Genomic DNA, 21,010 nt, shown 5'->3' with positions numbered 1-21,010 from the left:
GTAAATGCGAAAAGCCTTGCTAAATTAGTGAGGCTTTTTGCATTTTCAAAGAGTTAATGGGGTACAGTACATGTAGGAATACTTTCTGACAAGGAGGAAATGTGAATGGATGATGAAAGAAGAGAAGAGATCGAACGGCAACAACCGTTTCCGCCGGTGGAGCCAAAACGCAACCCAAAACGCCGAGGTAGTTTTTGGCCAGGTTTACTTGGTGCATTATTGGGTGGGTTAATTGTATTTTTAACTATGATGTATGCGGGAGGATCGAGTCATGAAGATACAACAAGGATTGAAAAAAAAGAGAGTAAAACTGCATCCGAGCACGCACAAGTATCGATCGATATCTCATCGGAAGTGACAGACGTCGTAGATGATGTCGCAAACGCTGTCGTCGGTATTACGAATATCCAGACGGTCCAGGATTTTTGGTCTTCTACAACGTCTACTCAAGAAGCCGGTTCGGGTTCTGGTGTCTTGTATAAAAAAGAGGGCGACAAAGCATATATTGTTACCAACCACCATGTCGTAGAGAATTCCGAACAACTCGAAGTCAGTTTCGATGATGGTACTAAGGTTGAAGGAAAATTAATCGGCAGTGATCTATGGACAGACTTGGCTGTAGTAGAAATTGATGCGGAACACGTCGATACAGTGGTAGAATTCGGAGATTCAGACGCATTAAAACGTGGAGAAACAGTCATTGCTATCGGTAACCCATTGGGACTTGGCTTTGCAGGATCAGTTACAGTGGGTGTAATTTCAGGTAAAGACCGCTCCATTCCAATGGATTTAAACAAAGATGGACACATCGATTGGCAGGCAGACGTCTTGCAGACAGATGCAGCCATCAACCCCGGGAACTCCGGTGGTGCTCTAATCAACATGGCGGGTCAATTGATCGGAATCAACTCTATGAAGATTTCTGAAGCAACAGTAGAGGGGATTGGACTAGCTATTCCAATCAATATTGCATTACCAATTATTGAGCACTTGGAAGAAACGGGGCAAGTAAACCGTCCGACAATGGGTGTATCGTTACTTGATCTTCGACAAATTCCCATTCAGCAACAGCAACAGACGTTGAACTTGCCTAAAGAAGTAACGGATGGCGTTGTTGTAACAGATGTCATACCGAATTCATCCGCAGTAGAAGCAGGTGTGAAGAAGTATGATACAATTGTTCAGTTGGATGATGAGATAGTGACAGATATGGTCAGTCTACGTAAGTATTTGTATAATAAAAAAGAAATTGGCGATCCATTGAAAATTACAGTCTATCGTGATGGAAAGAAACTGGATTTGGAAATGGTGTTGAAAGACGGAAATACATTCTAAGAGATTGTACATTGTCCACAAAGTGAACAACTTCCCGTCCACATCAGGTATCTAGCGAAACTACGCTACGATGCCTGATTTTTTTATGAAGTTATCCAATTGTGGATAAAGTCTAAATAATGTGTACAACATTGTGTACAACATTGTGTAAAAGAAAGTGTTCGGAAAATAATAAATTAAATCAAAGCGACAAGCGTTAATCCCTTACAGGTCAATAGGTTGAGGTATTTTCATTTTTTATGGTAAAAAGATCAATCTATTCAAAATGAAAAAAGAATGAAAAGTTATCCACATTGATGTGATACAATAATCAGTAAGATTTACATGTAGTACGGAACAAATAATCGGACACAATATGTAGATAGGGCTGTGGATATGTGCATAAGTATTGTGTATAACATTTGGAGAGCGAGTGGATAAACTGTGAATATATCAATTGTGACCGTGGGTAAGTTAAAAGAGAAGTATTTGAAACAAGGAATAGAAGAGTATATTAAACGTCTGAATAGCTATGCAAAAATGCAATTAATCGAAGTGGCGGACGAAAAAGCACCTGAAACACTAAGCGAAGCCGACATGGAAATCGTGAAAAAGAAAGAAGCTGATCGAATTCTAGCGAAAATTGCACCAGACGCGCATGTCATTGCACTAGCAATCGACGGGAAAATGAAAACTTCTGAGGAATTCGCAGCTAGTATTGATTCGTTGATGACATACGGTAAAAGCAAGATTGTCTTTGTGATTGGCGGATCTCTTGGTTTACATAGTAGTGTATTGCAGCGTTCGAATGAGAAGTTATCCTTTTCCAAGATGACGTTTCCGCATCAGCTCATGAAGTTGGTGTTGGTGGAGCAGATTTACCGTGGGTTTCGGATTATTAAGGGAGAGCCTTATCATAAGTAAATATGGTTTAAAGATAATAAACTGTGTTTATTAAAAATGACTAAAGGAACGATGAATAGAACAGTAGTTAACTTTACAAAGTAGCTATACAAGCTTCCGTTCATGCCAAGGATCTTTTCAGCAGTTATACTAAAAGGGAAAGTGGCGACACTTCACTTAGCAAAAGAGGGAGTCCATATTGGATTGCTTGCAAGAACGGAGTCTGTTTTAAATGAAGTGGCTGCAGAAATTGAAAGTCATGGTGTGAAAGTCGCTTATGCAACAGCCGATGTTTCATCTAAAGAGCAAGTTGAAGAAGCTATTGTATCATTAACTACTGATTTAGGAACGGCCGATATTCTAATAAATAATGCGGGCATTGCAACATTTGGTACTGTCTTGGAGATGGACTCAGAGAAATGGAAGAACATAGTAGATGTAAATTTAATGGACACGTATTATGTTACACTTGCTATATTACCGCAATTAATTGAAAAAAATGCAGGCGACATCATTAATATTTCATCGACAAGTGGTTTAAATGGAGCATCTACTTCAAGTGCATACAGTGCATCCAAATTTGCGTTAATTGGCTTCACAGAATCAATAGCACAAGAGGTACGACGAAATAATATTCGTGTTTCGGCTTAAACGCCAAGTACTGTCGCAACGGATTTGGCACTAGATTTAAACTTCATTAAAGAAAACGATGATTCCAAATTGATTCAATCAGAAGACATGGCTGAAGTGAGTGTAAATCAATTGAAATTAAAACGACGTGTATATGTAAAAACAGCCAGTTTCATTGCTACGAATCTACTTTAATCTATTTATTCACTTGATAAAACATGAATGGGCCTATCCAGTTTATCTGGATAGGCCCATTTTAGTGGTTCAACTAAGGTTTTTATTATTCATACGTAGTTACTATGCGAACATTTTCATTCGACAAGTCAAAAATATTTTATTACAGTTCCGGGAATAAGTAATGTAAAATATCCGTCGTTACTCGACGTGATTTGCCTTTATAAGGGTAAATATGCATATACATCGAAGGGTTAAAGTTCGCTTCAATGATGCCATACGCGCCTGGATTCGCTGCTGGAACATCGAGGTCTTCAATAATCAAATCGATGCCGCTAATTTTTGCTCCAAGTGCGGCTACTGCATCTACTGCAATCTTCTTATAATCTTCGGAAACTTGATCGGTTACATCAATCGAGTCTCCACCAGTACTGACGTTGGAGTTCTCACGCAAGTAGACGATCTCGCTGTCTTCGGGAATGGAATCAATTTGATAACCTTGACCTTTCAGCATAAGAACTTCTAGTTCGCCCAGTTGAATAAGCTCTAGTGGTGTACGGTGGTCTGTACCCCTTAGTAGATCACGGTTCTTCTCTTCAACGAGTTCCTGAATTGTGTGTGTACCGTCACCCGTGACGTTTGCAGGCACGCGCAGCATGACGGCGAGTACTTTATCGTGTAGCACAAAGAAACGGTACTCTGTGCCAGCAAGGAACTCTTCTATTAAAACTGACGAGTCTTCATCGAATGCGAGAGTGATCGCTTTCTCATAGTCCTCATAACTGGCACCGTCTTTAAAGATGGAAATTCCAAGTCCGTAATTAGTAGTTTTCGGCTTCACGACAAATGGCGTCTTGGCAAACATCTTATAGGCATGCAAAGCCTCTTCCTTATTACTGAACTCATCGCCACCCGGGACATGATAGCCCGCTTGATGAAGAATTTTCTTCGTCACTGTTTTATTTTCCATAATCAACGTAGAGACATACGTATCTTTGCTCGTCATATTACCGTTTTTCACGTATTCAATATGATCTCGCAGTTTTAGCTTTAAGAATTGATCATGGCGGTCCAGAACCTCTACCTTGATGCCTTTCTGTATCGCATCATACATCATGATCTGCGTGGATAGCTCCATATCCGTAAAGCCTGTCAGTTCGTATGGCTTTTCCCATAGCTGACTATAGGTTTTTCTCGCAATTTCTGTTGCCACTTGACTTTGACTCGTCTTTTGACTCTCTGAGTAAAGTCTTCCCGCCAAGGTTTTAGAAGGATCAGCAAGCATCTCTCTCAGGTTCGCAAATAATGATTCAGAAACGGGGAAGTCCAGATCTTTTGACAACTGCTCCATTTCGTCAACAAGTTCATATGCTTCGGCTTCAAACTGTGTATGTGATAATGGGTGTTCAAGTGCGACAACATCATTGCGCGCATCACCTACATTACCCCATTCATCGCTCTCGGGATTTTCTTCTTTTTGTAGTAGATATAGCAGGAATATATGTAGGAATTCCGCTTGCTCATAGCTAATGCCATTTGTTTCAAATGGGTTCAAGTCGATATTCCGTAACTCCACATAACGCACACCGGTATGCTCGAATTCTGCCACTCGATCACTCCCACGTAAACGCATAGCCGTGTAGAACTCTTTTTCTTCTACTAGCAAACCTCGATTAACTACGGAAGATAAATCCGAAATATATTTTTGAATCGTGCTGAACGACACATTTACATCGTCATGATTCGTATAGCCGAATCGGCTACTACGAATACTTCTAACCGGTTCGTCTGGTTTATCGTCGCATCCGTAGAAGTTTTCTTCACTTGTAGGGGACGCACCGTAGAAATACGTGACGAGCCAGCGATAGTACAAATAGTTTCTAGTCAATTTCAAATAAATATCAGTTTTGAATTGCTGATAATTATCGATATCCGATTGTAGTTCAAATAACATGCGGAGCAGTTCGTCTCTGAATTCAAAGTTGAAATGAATTCCACAAATCATTTGCTTGCGACGGCCGTATGAATTGGCGAGTGAACGACGATACAGAACATTTTCAAAACTGTTCAGCTTCGCAATCATGATATCTTCCTCTTTTTTAGGAAGAGCAGGGGGCATACTTAACGGCCAGAGCATTTCATTCTTGCCCATCGAACGATAGGCAACGTCATGAATGCCTGATAGGTAATCAAATAGTTCGTCCAGTGTGTTCAGGACAGGCGTGATCAATTCCATTTGAGTTTCTGAGAAGTCGCGTTGAATATACGGATGCTCATCACCCATTCCGATATTTGCGGGGTGGTCGGTTGTTGCCAAGTGCCCATCGAGATCCACGCGTTGTCCTTCTTTTTCAATACCATACCGAGCTTTCAGAACATACGGCTTCACACGTTCATTGGCTAACAATTTCTTTAGATCCATCGTAAATATCCCTCCTATGTAATATATTTTTCACTTCGTTCTTCTATCTTAGTTCATATACCCTTAAAAACAAAAACATCCACACTGCGTGGCAATGTGAATGTTTTGGACTGTTAATGGGTGAGCGTAAGACACCTTTAATCTAGACTGCAAGACACACCCTCCCGAAGGCGTCACCCTTTGGAAGCAGTAGCTACTTCAACTATCAAAATGTATTCATGTTACCCTAAGTTCTTCATGTGAAAATCAAAGTGTTCTTCCAAGAAGGAAGAGATGAAGAAGTAGCTATGGTCATATCCGTCTACTTTGTTATATTCTACTGCTTGGTCATACTGCTTTGTATTTTCAAGGAACGGTTTTTCATTCAATTGCTCAGGATAAAATCCATCTGCAGTTCCTTGCGTAATAAGGATGGGTGGAATACCTGCTTCCTTCACTAGCTCAGCAGTGTCCCATTCTCTCCACGTCGCCTTATCTTCCCCTAGGTAAGTCGTAAACGCCTTAATTCCCCAAGGAACCTCGCTCGGACTTGAAATAGGAGAAAATGCAGAAATTGCTTTGAAACGATTTGTATTCTTCATTCCAATCATCAATGCACCATAACCACCCATTGAGTGACCCATGATACTTTCGTTACCAGAGAAATTAGGCACTAGAGTAGCGGCAATTTCACGTAGCTCCTCTGTTATATAGGAATACATTTGGTAATGTTTAGCCCATGGCTCTTCTGTTGCGTTTAGATAAAAGCTCGCACCTTGTCCAAGGTCAAATGCCTGGTCGTCCGCTATATCTTCTCCGCGTGGAGATGTATCCGGAATGATAACAGCTACTTGATGTTTTTCAGCCAAGCTTTGGAAACCACTTTTTTGACTGAAGTTATCATCCGTACATGTTAATCCCGACAAAAACCAAATAAGTGGTATTTCTTTTTGTTCTTTATTTGACGGTAAGAAGATACTAAATGTCATATCGCACTTGAGGACTTCTGAATAATGGTTGTATTTGTTTTGTTCCCCACCAAAAGAGCGTCTTTGCTCAACGCGTTCTAGACTCATGATCTCACTCTCCATATGTTAGTATTGATCGAATTGATTCACCTTTATGCAGTAAATCAAAGGCTTCATTAATATCCGTGAAGTTTAATTGGTGTGTAATGAACGAATCCAAATCAATTTCACCATCCATGTAGTCATCAATCATTCCCGGCAATTCCGTTCTACCTTTTACTCCGCCAAATGCGGAACCGCGCCATACGCGACCCGTAACTAGTTGGAATGGACGGGTATGAATTTCTTTACCAGCACCTGCGACACCAATGATGATGCTCTCACCCCAACCTTTATGGCAGCATTCAAGAGCAGCTTTCATCACTTCGACATTACCAATACACTCGAAGCTGTAATCAACACCGCCATCTGTCATGTCTACAATGACTTCCTGGATTGGTTTATCAAATGACGAAGGATTAACGAAGTCTGTTGCACCCATCTTCTTCGCCAATTCAAATTTATCTTCATTCAAGTCAATTGCAATGATGCGGCTTGCTTTTGCTTGCTTCAATCCTTGAATAACAGCCAAACCAATAGCTCCAAGACCGAAGACTGCCGTAACCGCACCTTCTTCTACCTTCGCTGTATTATGAACAGCTCCGATACCAGTAGTGACGCCACACCCGAATAGACAAACTTTATCAAGTGGTACGTTATGATCTTCCACTTTAACTAGAGAGATCTCAGACACGACAGTATACTCACTGAAAGTGCTCGTGCCCATGTAGTGATAAATCGGTTCGCCATTATAAGAGAAGCGAGTCGTACCGTCAGGCATTAATCCTTTACCTTGTGTTTCGCGAATTGCCCCACATAGGTTAGTTTTACCGGATAAACAGAATTTACATTTCCCACATTCAGGTGTATAAAGTGGAATAACGTGATCGCCAGGTTTAACGGAAGTGACTCCTTCACCTACTGAAACAACGACACCAGCGCCTTCATGACCTAAAACGGCAGGAAATACTCCTTCTGCGTCATCGCCTGATAATGTATATGCGTCTGTGTGACAGACAGAAGTGTAAAGAATTTTGACTAATACCTCATGAGCTTTTGGTTCTTCTACATCGATTTCTACAATTTTAAGTGGTTCTCCAGGTTTGAATGCTACAGCTGCTCTACTTTTCAAATGAAGCCCTTCTTTCTTTTACTGTATTGTGTTTACTTTTCTATCATTACATATTATAATTCACCATGCAATACTGACTCTTTTGTCACTATGAACATGAATGGTATAGAAAGAAGTGAAGCAATATGGTCATTCAGTATAAAGATAAGCAGTACTTTACAAGCAAGGATTTGGCTTTGTCTGTCATAGGAGGTCGTTGGAAAATTGCGATCATCTGGTGCTTACTGCACGAAACACCGTTAAGGTTGAGCGAAATACAGAAAAAACTTCCGGATGCCAATCAACGTATGTTGATCAGACAGTTACGAGAATTAGAAGAGGATAAAATCATTACGCGCTATGTCTATCCCGTCGTGCCGCCAAAAGTGGAGTACAAATTAAGTGAAGTGGGTTTATTATTGGAACCAGTCGTTACCTCGATTTGTAATTTTGGTGATCAGTTTATGCAAACAATTGAACAAGAGGCAGATTCAACGTTAGTTGACTGAATGAAGACAAATTGTAACGAATCAAGCTATACTAAGAATTACAGCAATATAGTAGAGAGGGTACAGGTGATTACATGAATAATAATGATATTTTAAGCAGGTTACGCTACGCGTTGGATCTAAAAGATTCCACAGTTGTAGAAATGTTTGCGTTAGGCGGACTGAAGACAAACAGAGCGGAAGTAAAAGAGATGCTGACAAAAACGAATGAAGATAGTGCGGATGAAATGCAGATGAATGAATATGCAAAGGAAATCGACAACATAACATTGGAGTCATTTCTAAATGGCTTAATCAGCTCAAAAAGAGGAGTACCGGAAAATACCGGTAATGCTCCACAACCATTTCTTATGTCAGAAGAAGGCCATCGTAATGTCAATAATATTTTGCTGAAGAAAGTGAAAATAGCATTATCTCTTACAAGTGAAGATATGCTGGAGATTTTAGAAAATGCAGGTGTTACGATATCTAAAAACGAATTAAGTGCTGTTCTTCGTAAAGAAGGTCATCGAAACTATAAACCGTGTGGTGATCGATACGCTCGAAACTTCCTAAAGGGATTAGCATTACGTTACCGTGATGAGTAAAAACATAACTGGGAGTAGGTCGTAGAAGATATAAAATAATAGGGAGTGTTAGACGGATATGTTTAAGCGTAATAAAGCATGGTATTTCATAATGAGTTTGATGGCGTTGACCGTTCTTTTAGTTGGGTGTGGGGGAGCAACTGAAGAAAAAACAGTGGAGACACCGAAAGAAGAAACCACAGAACAACCTAAAGGAGAAGCGGTTGACTACTCGAAAGATGTAAAAGAGAACCCTGTCGTGACGATCACGATGGAAAATGATGAGCAGATTGTAGTGGAACTAGAGCCGACTGTTGCACCAAATACGGTAGCGAATTTCATTTCTTTAATTGAAGATGGCTATTACGATGGCTTGATTTTCCACCGTGTGATTCCGGGCTTTATGATTCAAGGTGGAGATTCATCCGGTGACGGGTCAGGCGGACCGGGATATGCAATTGATGGAGAATTCTCTTCGAATGGTTTTGAAAATACTATGAAACATGAGCGCGGTGTGATTTCGACTGCACGTACGCAAGATCCGAACTCCGCAGGGTCACAATTCTTCATCATGACAGACGACAACTCTTCACTTGACGGCGAGTATGCGGCTTTCGGTAAAGTGAGGGAAGGCATGGAGATAGTGGATGCTATCGTAGCTAATGAAACAGACGCTATGGATAAGCCCATCAAAGAGCAGAAGATGAAGACAGTGGAAGTAGATACAAAAGGCTTCGATTACCCTGAACCAGTTACACACTAATCATCATAAAAACGCAGTAGGCTATTGAGCTTGCTGCGTTTTTAATATAGCAAGTTCATTTATTTCCCATGCAATGGAATTTTCCAAGGATAAACTGTATAGTAAATTATTACCCGTTACCTTATACTTAACTATTCCTTTTTAATATGTTTTAAGACCGCTACGATGAGGAAACTGACGATGACTAGTAGTAACCAAGAACTTAATTTGCCGATGCCAACGAGATGCCATGTCTCGCTTTGATTGGGATAGGTCCAAGCACCAAAGAAAGTAGCAATATTTTCAGCTACCCAAACGAAAAAGCCAATCAATACGAATGAAAGAGTTAATGGCATAACGTAGTGTGTCTCGCTTACCCGAAAACTAACCGATGCACGCCAAAAAACAACTAGTACTAATGCGGATAACCACCATCTTATATCAAACCAATAATGATGAGTGAAAAAGTTTCCATATATCGCCATGGCAAGCGGAATAACTGCCCAGAGCGGTGGCCATTCAATCAGGTTTACGTGCAATCTTCTCCAAGCCTGACACAAGTAGCTTGCTACACTCGCATACATGAAACCGCTGTACAAAGGGACGCCTAGAATTTTGAAATAGCCTTCTTCAGGATAAGACCAAGAACCCATATGTACTTTAAATATTTCCAAAGTAAGGCCAACTATATGAAATAACGTAATTACTTTAAGTTCATCACGTGTTTCGAGTCCTGATCGTACCATCCACCACTGAGTTCCGATAAAAATGATGAGTAGCCAGTCGTATCGTGGCAAGAAAGGGAGATATATGATTTGCGTAAGCGCGAGTGAACTGAAGATTATAACAGGAAAAGTGCAAGCTAAAGCTTGTTGCCATCCGAAAATAAAGAGTTGTCGTGTTGTATTCATTGTTTTCATACGTAATGCATGCATATTCATACGTCACCGCCTACTTTTTCATAATGGAAATTAGTATGACGCTCAGATAATAGTTTAGGTTCATTCACGCGGAAACGTTTCACGTGAAACATAGCGTATTCATGAAAGAGGGGGGTATTTTTTGAGCAGACGCGTAATCGATGCGCATATTCATTTAGATATGTATGAAGAAGAAGAACGACTTCAAATTTTGGGCGAGTTAGATGTGAATGATATAACCGCAATAGTGGCGGTTTCAAATGACTTCGCATCTTCCGTTAAGCAAATTGAACTTTCGAAAATGGATAGACGCATCAAACCAGCAATAGGTTATCACCCGGAACAAGCGTTACCAAGTGAAATGGAACTTTTGGCTATTCTACAATTGATCGATGAACATGCAAATTACCTCACTGCAATTGGAGAGGTGGGGTTACCTTATTACTTGCGACAACAGCAGTCTGATTTAGACCTAACACTATATAAGTATGTGTTGGAATGTTTTGTTCGGAAGGCAGCCGAATATAACTTGCCAATTGCCTTACATGCCGTTTATGAAGATGCAGCTATTGTTTGTGAGATGTTGGAACGTTATTCAATATCGAAAGCGCAATTTCACTGGTTTAAAGGCGACGACATTATATTGGAGCAAATTATCTCGAACGGTTATATGATTTCTGTGACACCAGAAGTTACGTATCGGGAAAAGATTCAACATCTAGTCAAACAAGTTCCGTTCACTCAGCTAATGGTAGAAACTGATGGACCGTGGCCTTTTGAATATTCTTTTAAAGATAAATTAACACATCCTTCTATGATGCATGAGAGTATTCACAGTATCGCTAAAATTAAAGGTGTAACGGTTGATGAGGCATATAGAGAAATCTATAAGACGACACAACGATTCTTTCGCATATAAAACAGAGACACGCTCATTGATGCGTGTCTCTACTTTATCTAAGTAAACTATTCATGAACAAATCACAATGATTTTATGTGGTGTTGTTTGAGGAGGGATACTCTTTGTAGTTGCACCATATATAACGATCAAATTTCGCTCTGCTATATTACCTGTGAAATACTGGCCATTTGTCGAAAGTATTTCAGTTTGCGGAGACAGATTAAGCTGAAGCGTTCCATCACTACTTTGCAGGCGACGATTGAAGTAGTCGACTTTGACGTTTTCACGTTTAGAATCTTTGGCCATAACCACCGCTCCAAATTGTGGAGGATAGATCATAGGTGTGGCAGCGTCGGCGTCATAAAATCCTGTAACGCGATCACCTACATGAATTTTCACATGATTGACGAAATAAGTTGTCGGCCCTACTACAAAGTTTACAACATTTCCTCTACCATTATCGACTGTCATCAACATGTAGCAACCAGCGTCATTATTTTGCCCCGTATAAAATTCATTTATAACCATTACGACACCACTGAAAGACTGAATATTCATCGCAGTACCCCTCTCATCCATAAATCGTATCGTTCTAGCCTATGCGAAGTTTTGGATTTAGTGACTAGTGGAGAATTTAACGAGTCAAATTGAAATAATTTTCCAGATAGCAATTGACATTACTGGCAAAACGGGCTATATTAAATGATAACCATTCTCATTTGTCGTTGTAAATGTCACATATTCGTCATAAGTCACTAGACGATAAAGTTGCAATGATTTATGTATGGGGTAATTTATGAGATAATTTAAAAGTGGAAATATACCCAGTGAATGGAAGTTGATCGGTGAATTTATGTAGCGTGAAAATGGACAATGAAAGGGGATGATGTCAAAGTGAGAAAAGCATTTTTATACTTTTTAGTTGTAAGTTTTTTCGTGTTGACGGTAGGTCTGCCGCAAGCATCTGCTAAAATAGCAGACGGTACCCAGCAATTAAATTATCAAGTGAATCAGCCAGACAGCACTAACGCATCTATTGCGAATGATTACTTCCAAAAACCGGCACTCGTCACTGTAACGAATGGGTCTGCTATTGTACAGCTAACGCTTAAAAACAGTTCATGGATTACGAAGTTCGAGCCAGCAGGCGGAGCGGAAGTAGTCAATGAAGATCTTAAGGCTGATACGCGTGTTGTAGAGTTTAGCGTAAGTGATATATCAAAACCAGTGAAGATCCCGATGAAAGTGGATGTAGAACATATTAATTACCACCACGAGTATACAGTTGATTTAGTGTTTGAGGACAAAAGCGCCGTGACACCACCGGCAGTAAAACAACCTGCAACTACTACCACCCCACCACCTAACACGAACATAAATACCAACACTAGTACCAGTACAGTGACAAAAAAACCAACTACCCAAGTACCAGTTAAGAATCCACAAACCAGTGATTCAACGCCGTACCTATTAATTATTGTATTAGCAGGTTCAGCATTTTTATTGTATAAAACTAGATTCCAAAGAAAACAGGGGGAACAATAATTATGAAGAAAAAAACATCATCTCGCGCAACGAAAGTAGTACTTGCTTCATTACTTGCAGCTTCCATCGCTATTCCAACAGCGGCATCCGCTAACCCGATCAGCACAAGCGATCAAGCAACGTCGGCTTTGAAACAAGCGGCAGCAGTGGATCAAGTGATTGATTTAAATATATATAAATCTGGAACCACGACACCTGAACCTGCAATTAGTGGTCATCTCCTGCCACAAGGAACATTGGTGGAAAAAGACGGAGTGTCTTATGCGAAGGTAACGGTTGCGGCTAGATCAGCTTCTATGATTGCTAACTTCCAAACAAAGCAAGGGGAAGAATATGTGGATGCAACGGCAGTGAAAAATGCTGATGGTACAACAACATATACCGTGCCGGTTGTAGCAGATAAAGTATACCCTGCCAAACTTCATGTAGTGGCACCTTCTTTCAACATGGACACATGGTATGAATTCGATATGAGTGCAACAGTCGCTAAAGCGGACAAGGAAACAATAAGCAACGTGAACGTAAAAGTATATAAAGATGGAACGAATGAAGAATCCATCATGAATGATTACATGTTGCCAGTTGCATCTGTAAAGAAAGTAACGAACGGTAATGAAGTAACCGTAACGTTCCCTAAAGGCGGTTATATTCAAGGATTCAAAATTGCCGGTAAGGACGTGCCTGTAGCAACAGATGATAAATCAACAGGCGTACGCACATATACATTCAACGTAGCGGATTTAACAAAGTTAGTGAATGCTGAAATTCACGTTATTGTCAATGAAGGTCCTATTAAATATGATTCTAACCACAAAGTACAAATTGCTCTTGACGGTGCTAAACCAACTGTGAACCCATTTAAGGACATTGATAAAGACGGCAACAAAGAAGCGATTCTTGCACTTCTTGACAAAGGTATTGTAAAAAGTGCGGACAAGTTCAATCCACGTAACAACATCACACGTTCACAGTTCGCATTGATGGTTGCACGTGCGTTGAAATTAGAAGAGGCTCCATCCGCTGGGTTCCAGGATTTAGGCAAAATCACAGACAAAGAGCGTATCAACGCAATTAATGCTCTCGCGAAAGCAGGTATTGTTCAATCGAATGCAAAGTTCAACCCGAACAACACACTGACTCGTCAGCAAGGGGCATTGATGCTATACCGTGCAATTCAATTTGCTGAAGGTAAGGAAATCAAAAAAGGTGATACAACACTTCCATTCTACGCGGATGGAAAAGCCATTACAGATCCTGAAGCGAAGCAAGCATTTGCATTGTTGTATGCAGAAAAAATCATGACAGGCGCAAAACAACCGAATGGTAAAGTTTTGATCAACTCTGGCGATTCATTACAACGCACACAAATGGCTAAAATCCTAAACGGTTCATTAAACTTCATGGAAAAATAAGAATCAACACAGATACTTCCTTTCGCTTTTTCAAAAGCGGAGGGAAGTTCCTGTCGTTTTACGTAAGGTGTAAAGGAGTGTACGTCTGAAATGAAAAAAATGGTTTTGTTGCCCCTACTTTTGCTACTCATCTCCGCGTGGCTTCCTTTTCATTCTGTACACGCAAATGATATATATCATGTTGAACTAAGTTTTCTATCAGATGAAGCCGAGGGTGCAAACTTTTTATTTACTAAGCAGGCCACGTTAACTGTTAAGGAAGATCGCTATACATTATCCATTTCGGCAAAGAAAGATCATATCCTTACACAAATCACTGCCATGCAGCAAGGAAACAAAACGAGCACGCGACTGGATCGGGCAGAAAACTTAGTTCAGTTTGATATACAGGATATGCATCAAAAGATTGAACTCACAGGTACATATCGTTTAGGAAAGGAAAATACACAGCAATCCTTTTCATATGAAGTATTGATCCGGGGGCAGTCATTACCGAAGATTGACCAAAATCAACCAGCTAAGTCCATTCAGTCAGGTGATGATACGGTACACTACCGATTGCTTTCAGACGGTAAACCTTCGGCAATGAATGAATACGTCAATCCAGTACTGCGCATTGTAACACGTGACAATCGATACTATGCACAGTTAGAGATTCTTCAACCGAGTAAGGTCAAAGGCTTCACAGTAGAGCAACATGGCGATTTAGTGGAACCAAAAGTGGTATCGCAAAACAAGACGCGTATTGTGCAGTTTGAAATTGAAGATTTCCACAAGTGGACTCGTGTCTGGATGAAAGTCGAGGACTCTGAGAACTTGCATGTAGGGGAAGCGTTTTTACAAATTGCTATCGATCCACAACAAACAGCGAAGTTTTTGAGCAAGGTACCTTCAAACAACAAAGCAGTTTCTTCATTAACTAAACGAACTGAGCAACCTAGAGAAACCACTACTCCACCTAAACAAACCATGACCGAAAAAGAAAAGAAGATAGAGAAGCCGTCCGAAGAAAAAGAACAAAAGCAAGACGAGTTACCACCTCTTCTTCCGGAAGCGCAATTGGAATTTGATCGCACGGGGGACGATGTGGAGGAAGAACCAGCCAAGGTCGTTGCACAGGTAGCAAATGAACCGGAAGAGCTGGCCATTCATGTACAGGATGAACAAACGATTCCCTTTGATACAATGAAGATCGGTGTATTGTTCACATTATGTATTCTGTCGGGCGTCTTATTAATACGTCGACTGACAAAGAAAAATAACGTTACGAGTAATGAATAACGAGTGGAGGATTACATCGTGCAAAAAAAGTGGAGATATGCATGGCTGATGTTAGCAGTCATGACAGTGACTATTATCGCAGGCTGCGGAAATGATAAAGAAGAGAAAGCTGCTTCGACAGATAAAGTCGAGAAAAGTGAAAAAGCTGATACAAGTGATCAACGTATTATTGCGGGTACTGTAGTCATCGCAGATATTCTAGATAAGTTAGATATAGATGCCATCGCTGTTCCTGAAACGGAAAAAAATATGGCGAGTCGGTTTGATGGGCTTCCAACCATCGGTAATGCGATGACACCCGATATGGAAATTGTGAAATCAATGAATCCAACAGATTTTTTATCCGTTTCTACATTGGAGTATGACCTAGAAGCGGGCTTTGAACAATTGAATATTCCGACGACGTTTTTAAACTTCCAAAGTGTTGATTCATTGATACAAGAAATCCAAGGTCTTGGAGAACGCTATGACCGTAAAGCGCAAGCAGATAAATTAGTAGGGGACTTACAGAAAAAGATTGAAGCCGTGGAAGTGGTAGCGGCCAATCGCAAAGGTCCGAGTGTACTAATATTATTGGGAATTCCAGGCAGTTACTTAGTCGCGACGGAAAACTCCTACGCGGGTGATCTCGTGAAACGTGCAGGTGGAACGAATGTAATGGAAGGTCAAGATCCTGAATACTTATCGTCTAATACAGAGTATCTTCATAATAGTAATCCAGATATTATCTTGCGTTTATCACATGGTATGCCAGACGAAGTCGTGGAAATGTTCAACGAAGAGTTCCAAACGAATGATGTATGGAAGCATTTTGATGCAGTGAAAAATGGCAAAGTCTATGATTTGGAAGAAGAGTTATTTGGCACAACGGCTTCATTACAAGTACCTGAAGCATTAAGTGAGCTAATGAAGATATTCTATCGATAACTCGATGAATTTCGTTTGAAAAGGAAGGCCATCATGAGAAAAAGAATTGCTAGTTATGTAATCGTATCCCTGCTGCTTGTTGTAACCATCGTATATTCGGCTACGACAGGCAGTATTAAAATGGGGTTTTTCGAGTTTTTTAGCGCGCTCTTTGAACAAGGCAACAGTCAAATGGAAGCCATTCGTGATTTGCGTTTTCCACGGATGACTGTGGCGATATTTGCAGGCGCGGCATTGTCGGTTTCGGGTGTCTTGCTGCAGTCCGTTATGCGTAACCCCCTTGCGGATGCAGGGATTATCGGGATATCTTCCGGTGCGGCATTCGTGCAGTTATTCATTATTTCGCTCTTTCCGACACTTTTCTTCATGACGCCTTTATTTGCATTCATGGGTGGGGCGTTCGCTTGTTTTCTCGTCTTTGCACTATCGTGGAAATCCGGTCTTAGCCCGTTGAAATTAATTCTTGTAGGAATTGCAATTAATGCGATGTTTACGGGTGTTACCGAAGCATTTATCAGCTTTGGCGGTTCGTTAAACGTCTCAGCCTCAAGTGTGATCGGTTCGAATTTAACGATGCGTACGTGGAGTGATGTTTCCACTATTGCAACATACGGAACCATCGGACTAATTCTAGCGTTTGCCCTGTATAGCTGGTGTAATTTATTAGTACTACAGGATAAGACAGCAAAGAGTATTGGCTTCCATGTCGCGCGTGCCCGTTTAATCATTGCGGCAGTAGCTGTTTTACTAGCAGCCATTTCGGTCGTAGTGGCGGGTGTGATATCATTCGTTGGATTACTTGTACCGCATATTGCCCGCAGATTAGTTGGCTATGACCATAAGGTGCTCATACCGTTTACTGCACTTTTAGGGGCATTGATTATCTTGTTAGCTGACACGCTCGGTAGAACGATCGTGGCACCGCTTGAAATACCTGCTTCGACGCTAATGGCGATCATCGGCGGACCTTTCTTAATATTCTTACTGCGAAAAGAGTGACCTATTGTGGAAATAAAACGCATTATTGTATCGCATGATAATATAACGAATCATTTGGATGATGTCTCGACGTCCATTTCTAAAGGGAAAGTTACGACGATCATTGGGCCAAATGGTTGTGGAAAATCGACATTACTAAGTGTACTTTCTCGAAGTACTATGCCAACTTCAGGAACAGCTTCACTGGAAAATCGTGATTTAGTGATGTTTAAGCCGAAAGAGTTTGCGAAGAAGTTAGCGATTGTTTATCAGCAGAATGAAGTGCCAAAGGATTTGACGATTGAAAAATTAATTGGCTTTGGTCGGTTGCCTCATAAAACGTTATTGCAGAGAAACCAAGAAGAGGATTGCAAGGCTATAGATTGGGCATTAACCGTAACGAACCTGACCTACAAACGCCATAAAGACTTAGAAGCATTGTCGGGTGGAGAGCGTCAGCGTGTATGGATTGCGATGGCGTTGGCACAGCAATCAGAAATACTTTGCTTGGATGAGCCAACAACATATTTGGATATTTATTATCAAATTGAATTATTGGAGCTCGTGAAATCACTGAATGAAGACTATGGATTGACGATTGTCATGGTATTGCATGATATCAATCAGGCAATTCGGTACAGTGATGAGATCATTATGATGAAGAATGGTCGCATCATTGCAGAAGGACGGCCACGTGACATCATTACAAAGGATGTCATTAAAGAAGTGTATGGAGTCAACGCCGTCTTTAAGGAAGATGACGAATTAGGTCTTTATATGATGTCTCTTGGTATTTAGGAGGTAAGCGGATGAAGAAACGCCTGTCGAAACTTATGCCTTTCATTTATCTGGCAATCTTTCTCTACTCGGGTTATTTACTCTTGCAGTATTTGTATACTTACGTGGAATCAGCCAGTTCGTTGAAGGAAACGCAACAGATGTATGAAGTGGCATTAGAAAACACGGCCCAGGTTGCTGTAACAGGAGACGCCAAAGAAGAACTCTTGGAAGAGGATTCGATACGTCCACAGTTTGAAGAGTTACATGAAGTAAATTCAGATATCGTGGGCTGGATTTCAGTAGAAGGTACCAATTTGCATAACCCCATCTTGCAGGCTGAAGATAACGACTTTTATTTGAATCGTAACTTCACCCGGGAAAATAGTCGCGCAGGCAGTGTTTTCATGGATTACAGGAATGACATTAAGGATATGAGCCGCAACACGGTCCTCTATGGCCATGCGATGAGAAATGATACGATGTTCGGTAGCTTGAAGAAGTTTGGGGAGCAAGACTATGCAGACAAACACCCCATTATTTTCGTCGATACATTGTATGAAGGGTACGATATTGAAGTGTTTGCAGCATACGAAACGACGATTGACTTTTATTATATCGAAACCGATTTTCAGACGGATGAACAATTCTCGGAGTTTCTCGAGGAAATCGAATCACGTTCTCTGATTAATATGCCTGTTGAAGTAGGACTGGATGATCGGATTGTTACGCTATCGACTTGCAATAACTCTGTGAATAGTAAAGATAAACGCTATGTAGTGCAGGGGAAATTAGTGAAGCGCTAATGTATATGGATGAAATGAGGAGTTGCTCTGACAGGGTAGCTCCTTTAATTTCTTTAACGATTCGTCTGGAAATGATACGATAGAGTAAAACGATGAGGTGGGGGACTTCATGGACTTGGAACAACTACAAAATAAATTGTATGAAAATAAATCTTTATTCATTGGGGAGGAGACTGCGTTCCGTTCCGCTGTTATTATTCCGTTAGTAGAAGTGAAAGGGGAATGGCATGTACTATTTGAGGTGCGTGCTTTCACGATGAGGAAACAGCCGGGCGACATCAGTTTTCCCGGTGGCAAAATTGATATAACGGATGCATCGCCTATGGAAGCAGCTTTACGGGAGACGCACGAAGAGCTCGGGATTGATCCGAAGACGGTACAGATGATAGAAGAGTTAAGCCCGTATATTGCATCGCCTTCATTCGTCGTCTATCCGTTCGTTGCGGTCATTGATTATCAAGAAATCATTCGAAGTTATAATATAGAAGAAGTGGAAGAGGTATTTACTATTCCGCTTAAATGGCTGATGGAACATGAACCGTATATGCATTTGGTATCGATTGAAATAGCTCCGCCGGATAATTTCCCATTTGAAAAGATTATGAACGGAGACCAGTATAAATTCAGAAGTCATTCGCTTGAAGAATGGTTTTATGAATATGGTAATTATACAGTCTGGGGGCTGACGGCTAGAGTGTTAAAACATTTCATCGATATCGTGAAGAAATAAACTGGAATGAGGATCAAGTATGAAACAAAAGAGGACATGGAAATTTAAGTTATTTATTGGGCTAGCTATTTTCCTGTTAATGATTGCGGTGGGTTTCTTCCTATTCGCTAGCTCTTATTATAAAGCGCAATCTTACGCTAAAGAAAATTTGCACTCAGATACAGATGTACTAGTTACGAATGGAAAAGAGCTAGTGTTTGAACCTATCTTAAATAAGAAAAACATAGGTTTTATTTTTTATCAGGGAGCAAAAGTAGAAGCTGAAGCATACGCGCCCATGGCTAAGGAGATTGCTAAACAAGGCTATACGGTAATCATTCCCCATTTGCCGCTCAAGATAGCGATCTTCTCACCTGACCGGGCAGATAAGGTGATACGTAATCACCCTGAAATAGACACATGGTTAATAGGAGGTCATTCCCTAGGCGGTGTGACGGCATCGGATTATGCATTCCGCCATGAAAGGATTTCTGCGCTTGTGTTACTAGCTTCTTATCCCGGAAGTCACACGGATTTGAGTGAAGCATCGGTGGATGTACTGTCAATTTGGGCCAGTCATGATGAGGTGGCGGACGCGAAAAAGATTAAGGCGGCTAAGTCTAGTATGCCGAATGATGCGAGGTTCATTGAGATAGTAGGGGGGAATCACGCAGGCTTTGGTGATTATGGCATGCAGAAGGGTGACGGTAAAGCAGCTATATCGAATGAAGAGCAGATTATGAAGACATCTGCTACGATTGTGAAATTAATTGAAGGCTTGGAAAAATAGAAAGTATCTTCTGCTGAATTAAAAGGCTGTGCTTGAGGTCGTGTCTTCACGATTTTCAGCACAGCCTATAGCGTTTTTTAGAATATAGAATTAAAGTACTGTTGGTGTCACTTCAATATTGCCCCTAGTGGCTTTGGAATACGGACAGACTTGGTGCGCTTTCTCTACTAGTTGTTCAAGCTGTGCCTTTTCAATGTCTGTACCTGTTACTTGTAATTCAACTTCTAGATGGAAACCGCCATCTGTTTCGTCTTTGCACAGGCTAACGTTTGCAGTGACTTCCGATGAAAATTGAACGCGTTCTTTGCTTGCGACAAGTTGAAGCGCACCGTCGAAACAAGCTGCGTAACCCGCAGCAAATAATTGCTCAGGGTTAGTAGAGTTCTCTAATTCTTTTGCTCTTTTCGTTCCAGGCATTGCTGTATCAAACTCTACTACTTTGTCGGAGGATACCACATGTCCTTCTCTCCCCCCACTAGCTGTTGCTGTGGATGTAAATAATTTTTCTGACATGAAATCACTACCCCTTGTCTGATTTTTAGTCTCA

General features: G+C 40.8%; 21 protein-coding genes and 1 pseudogene. 16 read left to right on the top strand and 6 right to left on the bottom strand.

The annotated features are described in order from the left end of the window. Window positions 1–105: 105 nt before the first annotated feature. From CSV60_RS02430 to CSV60_RS02420, 3 genes and pseudogenes are all read left to right on the top strand, one after another. Window positions 106–1,335 (top strand): S1C family serine protease, encoded by a 1,230-nt coding sequence (locus CSV60_RS02430; RefSeq protein ID WP_099630363.1) that lies wholly within the window; start codon window positions 106–108, stop codon window positions 1,333–1,335. A gap of 423 nt (window positions 1,336–1,758) precedes the next feature. Then, window positions 1,759–2,238, top strand: coding sequence for a 23S rRNA (pseudouridine(1915)-N(3))-methyltransferase RlmH (rlmH, locus tag CSV60_RS02425; RefSeq protein WP_099635876.1), 480 nt, complete (start codon window positions 1,759–1,761; stop codon window positions 2,236–2,238). A gap of 102 nt (window positions 2,239–2,340) precedes the next feature. After that, window positions 2,341–3,042, top strand: a pseudogene (locus CSV60_RS02420) (3-ketoacyl-ACP reductase). A gap of 142 nt (window positions 3,043–3,184) precedes the next feature. Here the strand turns inward: CSV60_RS02420 and gshAB are convergent. The 3 genes from gshAB to CSV60_RS02405 form a co-directional block, all read right to left on the bottom strand. Continuing rightward, entirely contained in the window at window positions 3,185–5,443 is a 2,259-nt protein-coding gene (gene gshAB, locus CSV60_RS02415; RefSeq protein ID WP_099635875.1) for a bifunctional glutamate--cysteine ligase GshA/glutathione synthetase GshB, read from the bottom strand. Between the two features lie 221 nt (window positions 5,444–5,664). Then, a complete protein-coding gene (gene fghA / locus CSV60_RS02410; protein WP_099635874.1) occupies window positions 5,665–6,498 on the bottom strand; it encodes an S-formylglutathione hydrolase in 834 nt (277 codons plus the stop codon). Between the two features lie 4 nt (window positions 6,499–6,502). Beyond that, window positions 6,503–7,621 carry an S-(hydroxymethyl)glutathione dehydrogenase/class III alcohol dehydrogenase gene (locus tag CSV60_RS02405; RefSeq protein WP_099635873.1) on the bottom strand — a complete coding sequence of 373 codons (1,119 nt, stop codon included), beginning with the start codon at window positions 7,619–7,621 and terminating at the stop codon, window positions 6,503–6,505. A 125-nt stretch (window positions 7,622–7,746) separates the two neighbouring features. Between CSV60_RS02405 and CSV60_RS02400 the strand changes: the two genes are divergently transcribed. The 3 genes from CSV60_RS02400 (at window position 7,747) to CSV60_RS02390 (ending at window position 9,438) form a co-directional block, all read left to right on the top strand. Then, window positions 7,747–8,109 carry a winged helix-turn-helix transcriptional regulator gene (locus CSV60_RS02400; protein ID WP_099630368.1) on the top strand — a complete coding sequence of 121 codons (363 nt, stop codon included), beginning with the start codon at window positions 7,747–7,749 and terminating at the stop codon, window positions 8,107–8,109. Between the two features lie 74 nt (window positions 8,110–8,183). Beyond that, complete coding sequence (locus tag CSV60_RS02395; protein WP_099630369.1) at window positions 8,184–8,696, top strand: YehS family protein; 513 nt, start codon at window positions 8,184–8,186, stop codon at window positions 8,694–8,696. 58 nt (window positions 8,697–8,754) lie between these two features. Next, window positions 8,755–9,438, top strand: a complete 684-nt coding sequence (locus tag CSV60_RS02390; protein ID WP_099630370.1) for a peptidylprolyl isomerase — start codon at window positions 8,755–8,757, stop codon at window positions 9,436–9,438. Between the two features lie 131 nt (window positions 9,439–9,569). Here CSV60_RS02390 and CSV60_RS02385 read toward each other — a convergent pair whose 3' ends face one another. Next, window positions 9,570–10,328 carry a DUF817 domain-containing protein gene (locus CSV60_RS02385; protein ID WP_099635908.1) on the bottom strand — a complete coding sequence of 253 codons (759 nt, stop codon included), beginning with the start codon at window positions 10,326–10,328 and terminating at the stop codon, window positions 9,570–9,572. 151 nt (window positions 10,329–10,479) lie between these two features. Between CSV60_RS02385 and CSV60_RS02380 the strand changes: the two genes are divergently transcribed. After that, window positions 10,480–11,256: a TatD family hydrolase gene (locus CSV60_RS02380; protein ID WP_233189515.1), complete on the top strand. Its 777-nt coding sequence runs from the start codon at window positions 10,480–10,482 to the stop codon at window positions 11,254–11,256. A gap of 51 nt (window positions 11,257–11,307) precedes the next feature. On the opposite strand, the gene CSV60_RS02375 is transcribed toward CSV60_RS02380, so the two are convergent. After that, complete coding sequence (locus CSV60_RS02375) at window positions 11,308–11,817, bottom strand: hypothetical protein (protein ID WP_233189514.1); 510 nt, start codon at window positions 11,815–11,817, stop codon at window positions 11,308–11,310. Window positions 11,818–12,132: 315 nt separating this feature from the next. Here CSV60_RS02375 and isdC point away from each other — a divergent pair, with 315 nt between their 5' ends. From isdC to CSV60_RS02330, 9 genes are all read left to right on the top strand, one after another. After that, window positions 12,133–12,783 carry a heme uptake protein IsdC gene (isdC, locus tag CSV60_RS02370; protein WP_233189513.1) on the top strand — a complete coding sequence of 217 codons (651 nt, stop codon included), beginning with the start codon at window positions 12,133–12,135 and terminating at the stop codon, window positions 12,781–12,783. Between the two features lie 2 nt (window positions 12,784–12,785). After that, window positions 12,786–14,195, top strand: a complete 1,410-nt coding sequence (locus CSV60_RS02365; RefSeq protein ID WP_099635872.1) for an NEAT domain-containing protein — start codon at window positions 12,786–12,788, stop codon at window positions 14,193–14,195. A 90-nt stretch (window positions 14,196–14,285) separates the two neighbouring features. Next, window positions 14,286–15,476 (top strand): NEAT domain-containing protein, encoded by a 1,191-nt coding sequence (locus CSV60_RS02360; RefSeq protein ID WP_099630374.1) that lies wholly within the window; start codon window positions 14,286–14,288, stop codon window positions 15,474–15,476. A 48-nt stretch (window positions 15,477–15,524) separates the two neighbouring features. Continuing rightward, window positions 15,525–16,403 carry a heme ABC transporter substrate-binding protein IsdE gene (gene isdE, locus CSV60_RS02355; protein WP_143560684.1) on the top strand — a complete coding sequence of 293 codons (879 nt, stop codon included), beginning with the start codon at window positions 15,525–15,527 and terminating at the stop codon, window positions 16,401–16,403. A 33-nt stretch (window positions 16,404–16,436) separates the two neighbouring features. After that, the gene (locus tag CSV60_RS02350; protein WP_099635871.1) at window positions 16,437–17,402 is read left to right on the top strand and encodes a FecCD family ABC transporter permease; all 966 of its coding nucleotides are present in this window, start codon (window positions 16,437–16,439) and stop codon (window positions 17,400–17,402) included. A gap of 6 nt (window positions 17,403–17,408) precedes the next feature. After that, the gene (locus CSV60_RS02345; protein ID WP_099635870.1) at window positions 17,409–18,179 is read left to right on the top strand and encodes an ABC transporter ATP-binding protein; all 771 of its coding nucleotides are present in this window, start codon (window positions 17,409–17,411) and stop codon (window positions 18,177–18,179) included. A gap of 11 nt (window positions 18,180–18,190) precedes the next feature. Next, complete coding sequence (gene srtB / locus CSV60_RS02340) at window positions 18,191–18,964, top strand: class B sortase (protein WP_099630378.1); 774 nt, start codon at window positions 18,191–18,193, stop codon at window positions 18,962–18,964. Between the two features lie 109 nt (window positions 18,965–19,073). Next, complete coding sequence (locus CSV60_RS02335) at window positions 19,074–19,694, top strand: NUDIX hydrolase (protein WP_099630379.1); 621 nt, start codon at window positions 19,074–19,076, stop codon at window positions 19,692–19,694. Window positions 19,695–19,713: 19 nt separating this feature from the next. Then, the gene (locus tag CSV60_RS02330; RefSeq protein ID WP_099635869.1) at window positions 19,714–20,463 is read left to right on the top strand and encodes an alpha/beta hydrolase; all 750 of its coding nucleotides are present in this window, start codon (window positions 19,714–19,716) and stop codon (window positions 20,461–20,463) included. A gap of 90 nt (window positions 20,464–20,553) precedes the next feature. Here the strand turns inward: CSV60_RS02330 and CSV60_RS02325 are convergent, their stop codons facing one another. Further along, window positions 20,554–20,976, bottom strand: a complete 423-nt coding sequence (locus tag CSV60_RS02325; protein WP_099635868.1) for an organic hydroperoxide resistance protein — start codon at window positions 20,974–20,976, stop codon at window positions 20,554–20,556. Window positions 20,977–21,010: the final 34 nt, after the last annotated feature.

Source organism: Sporosarcina sp. P7 (assembly GCF_002743425.1).
In the GTDB taxonomy this organism is placed as follows: domain Bacteria; phylum Bacillota; class Bacilli; order Bacillales_A; family Planococcaceae; genus Sporosarcina.
Note: the sequence above shows the minus strand (reverse complement) of the source record. Positions and strands in the feature narration are given on the sequence as shown.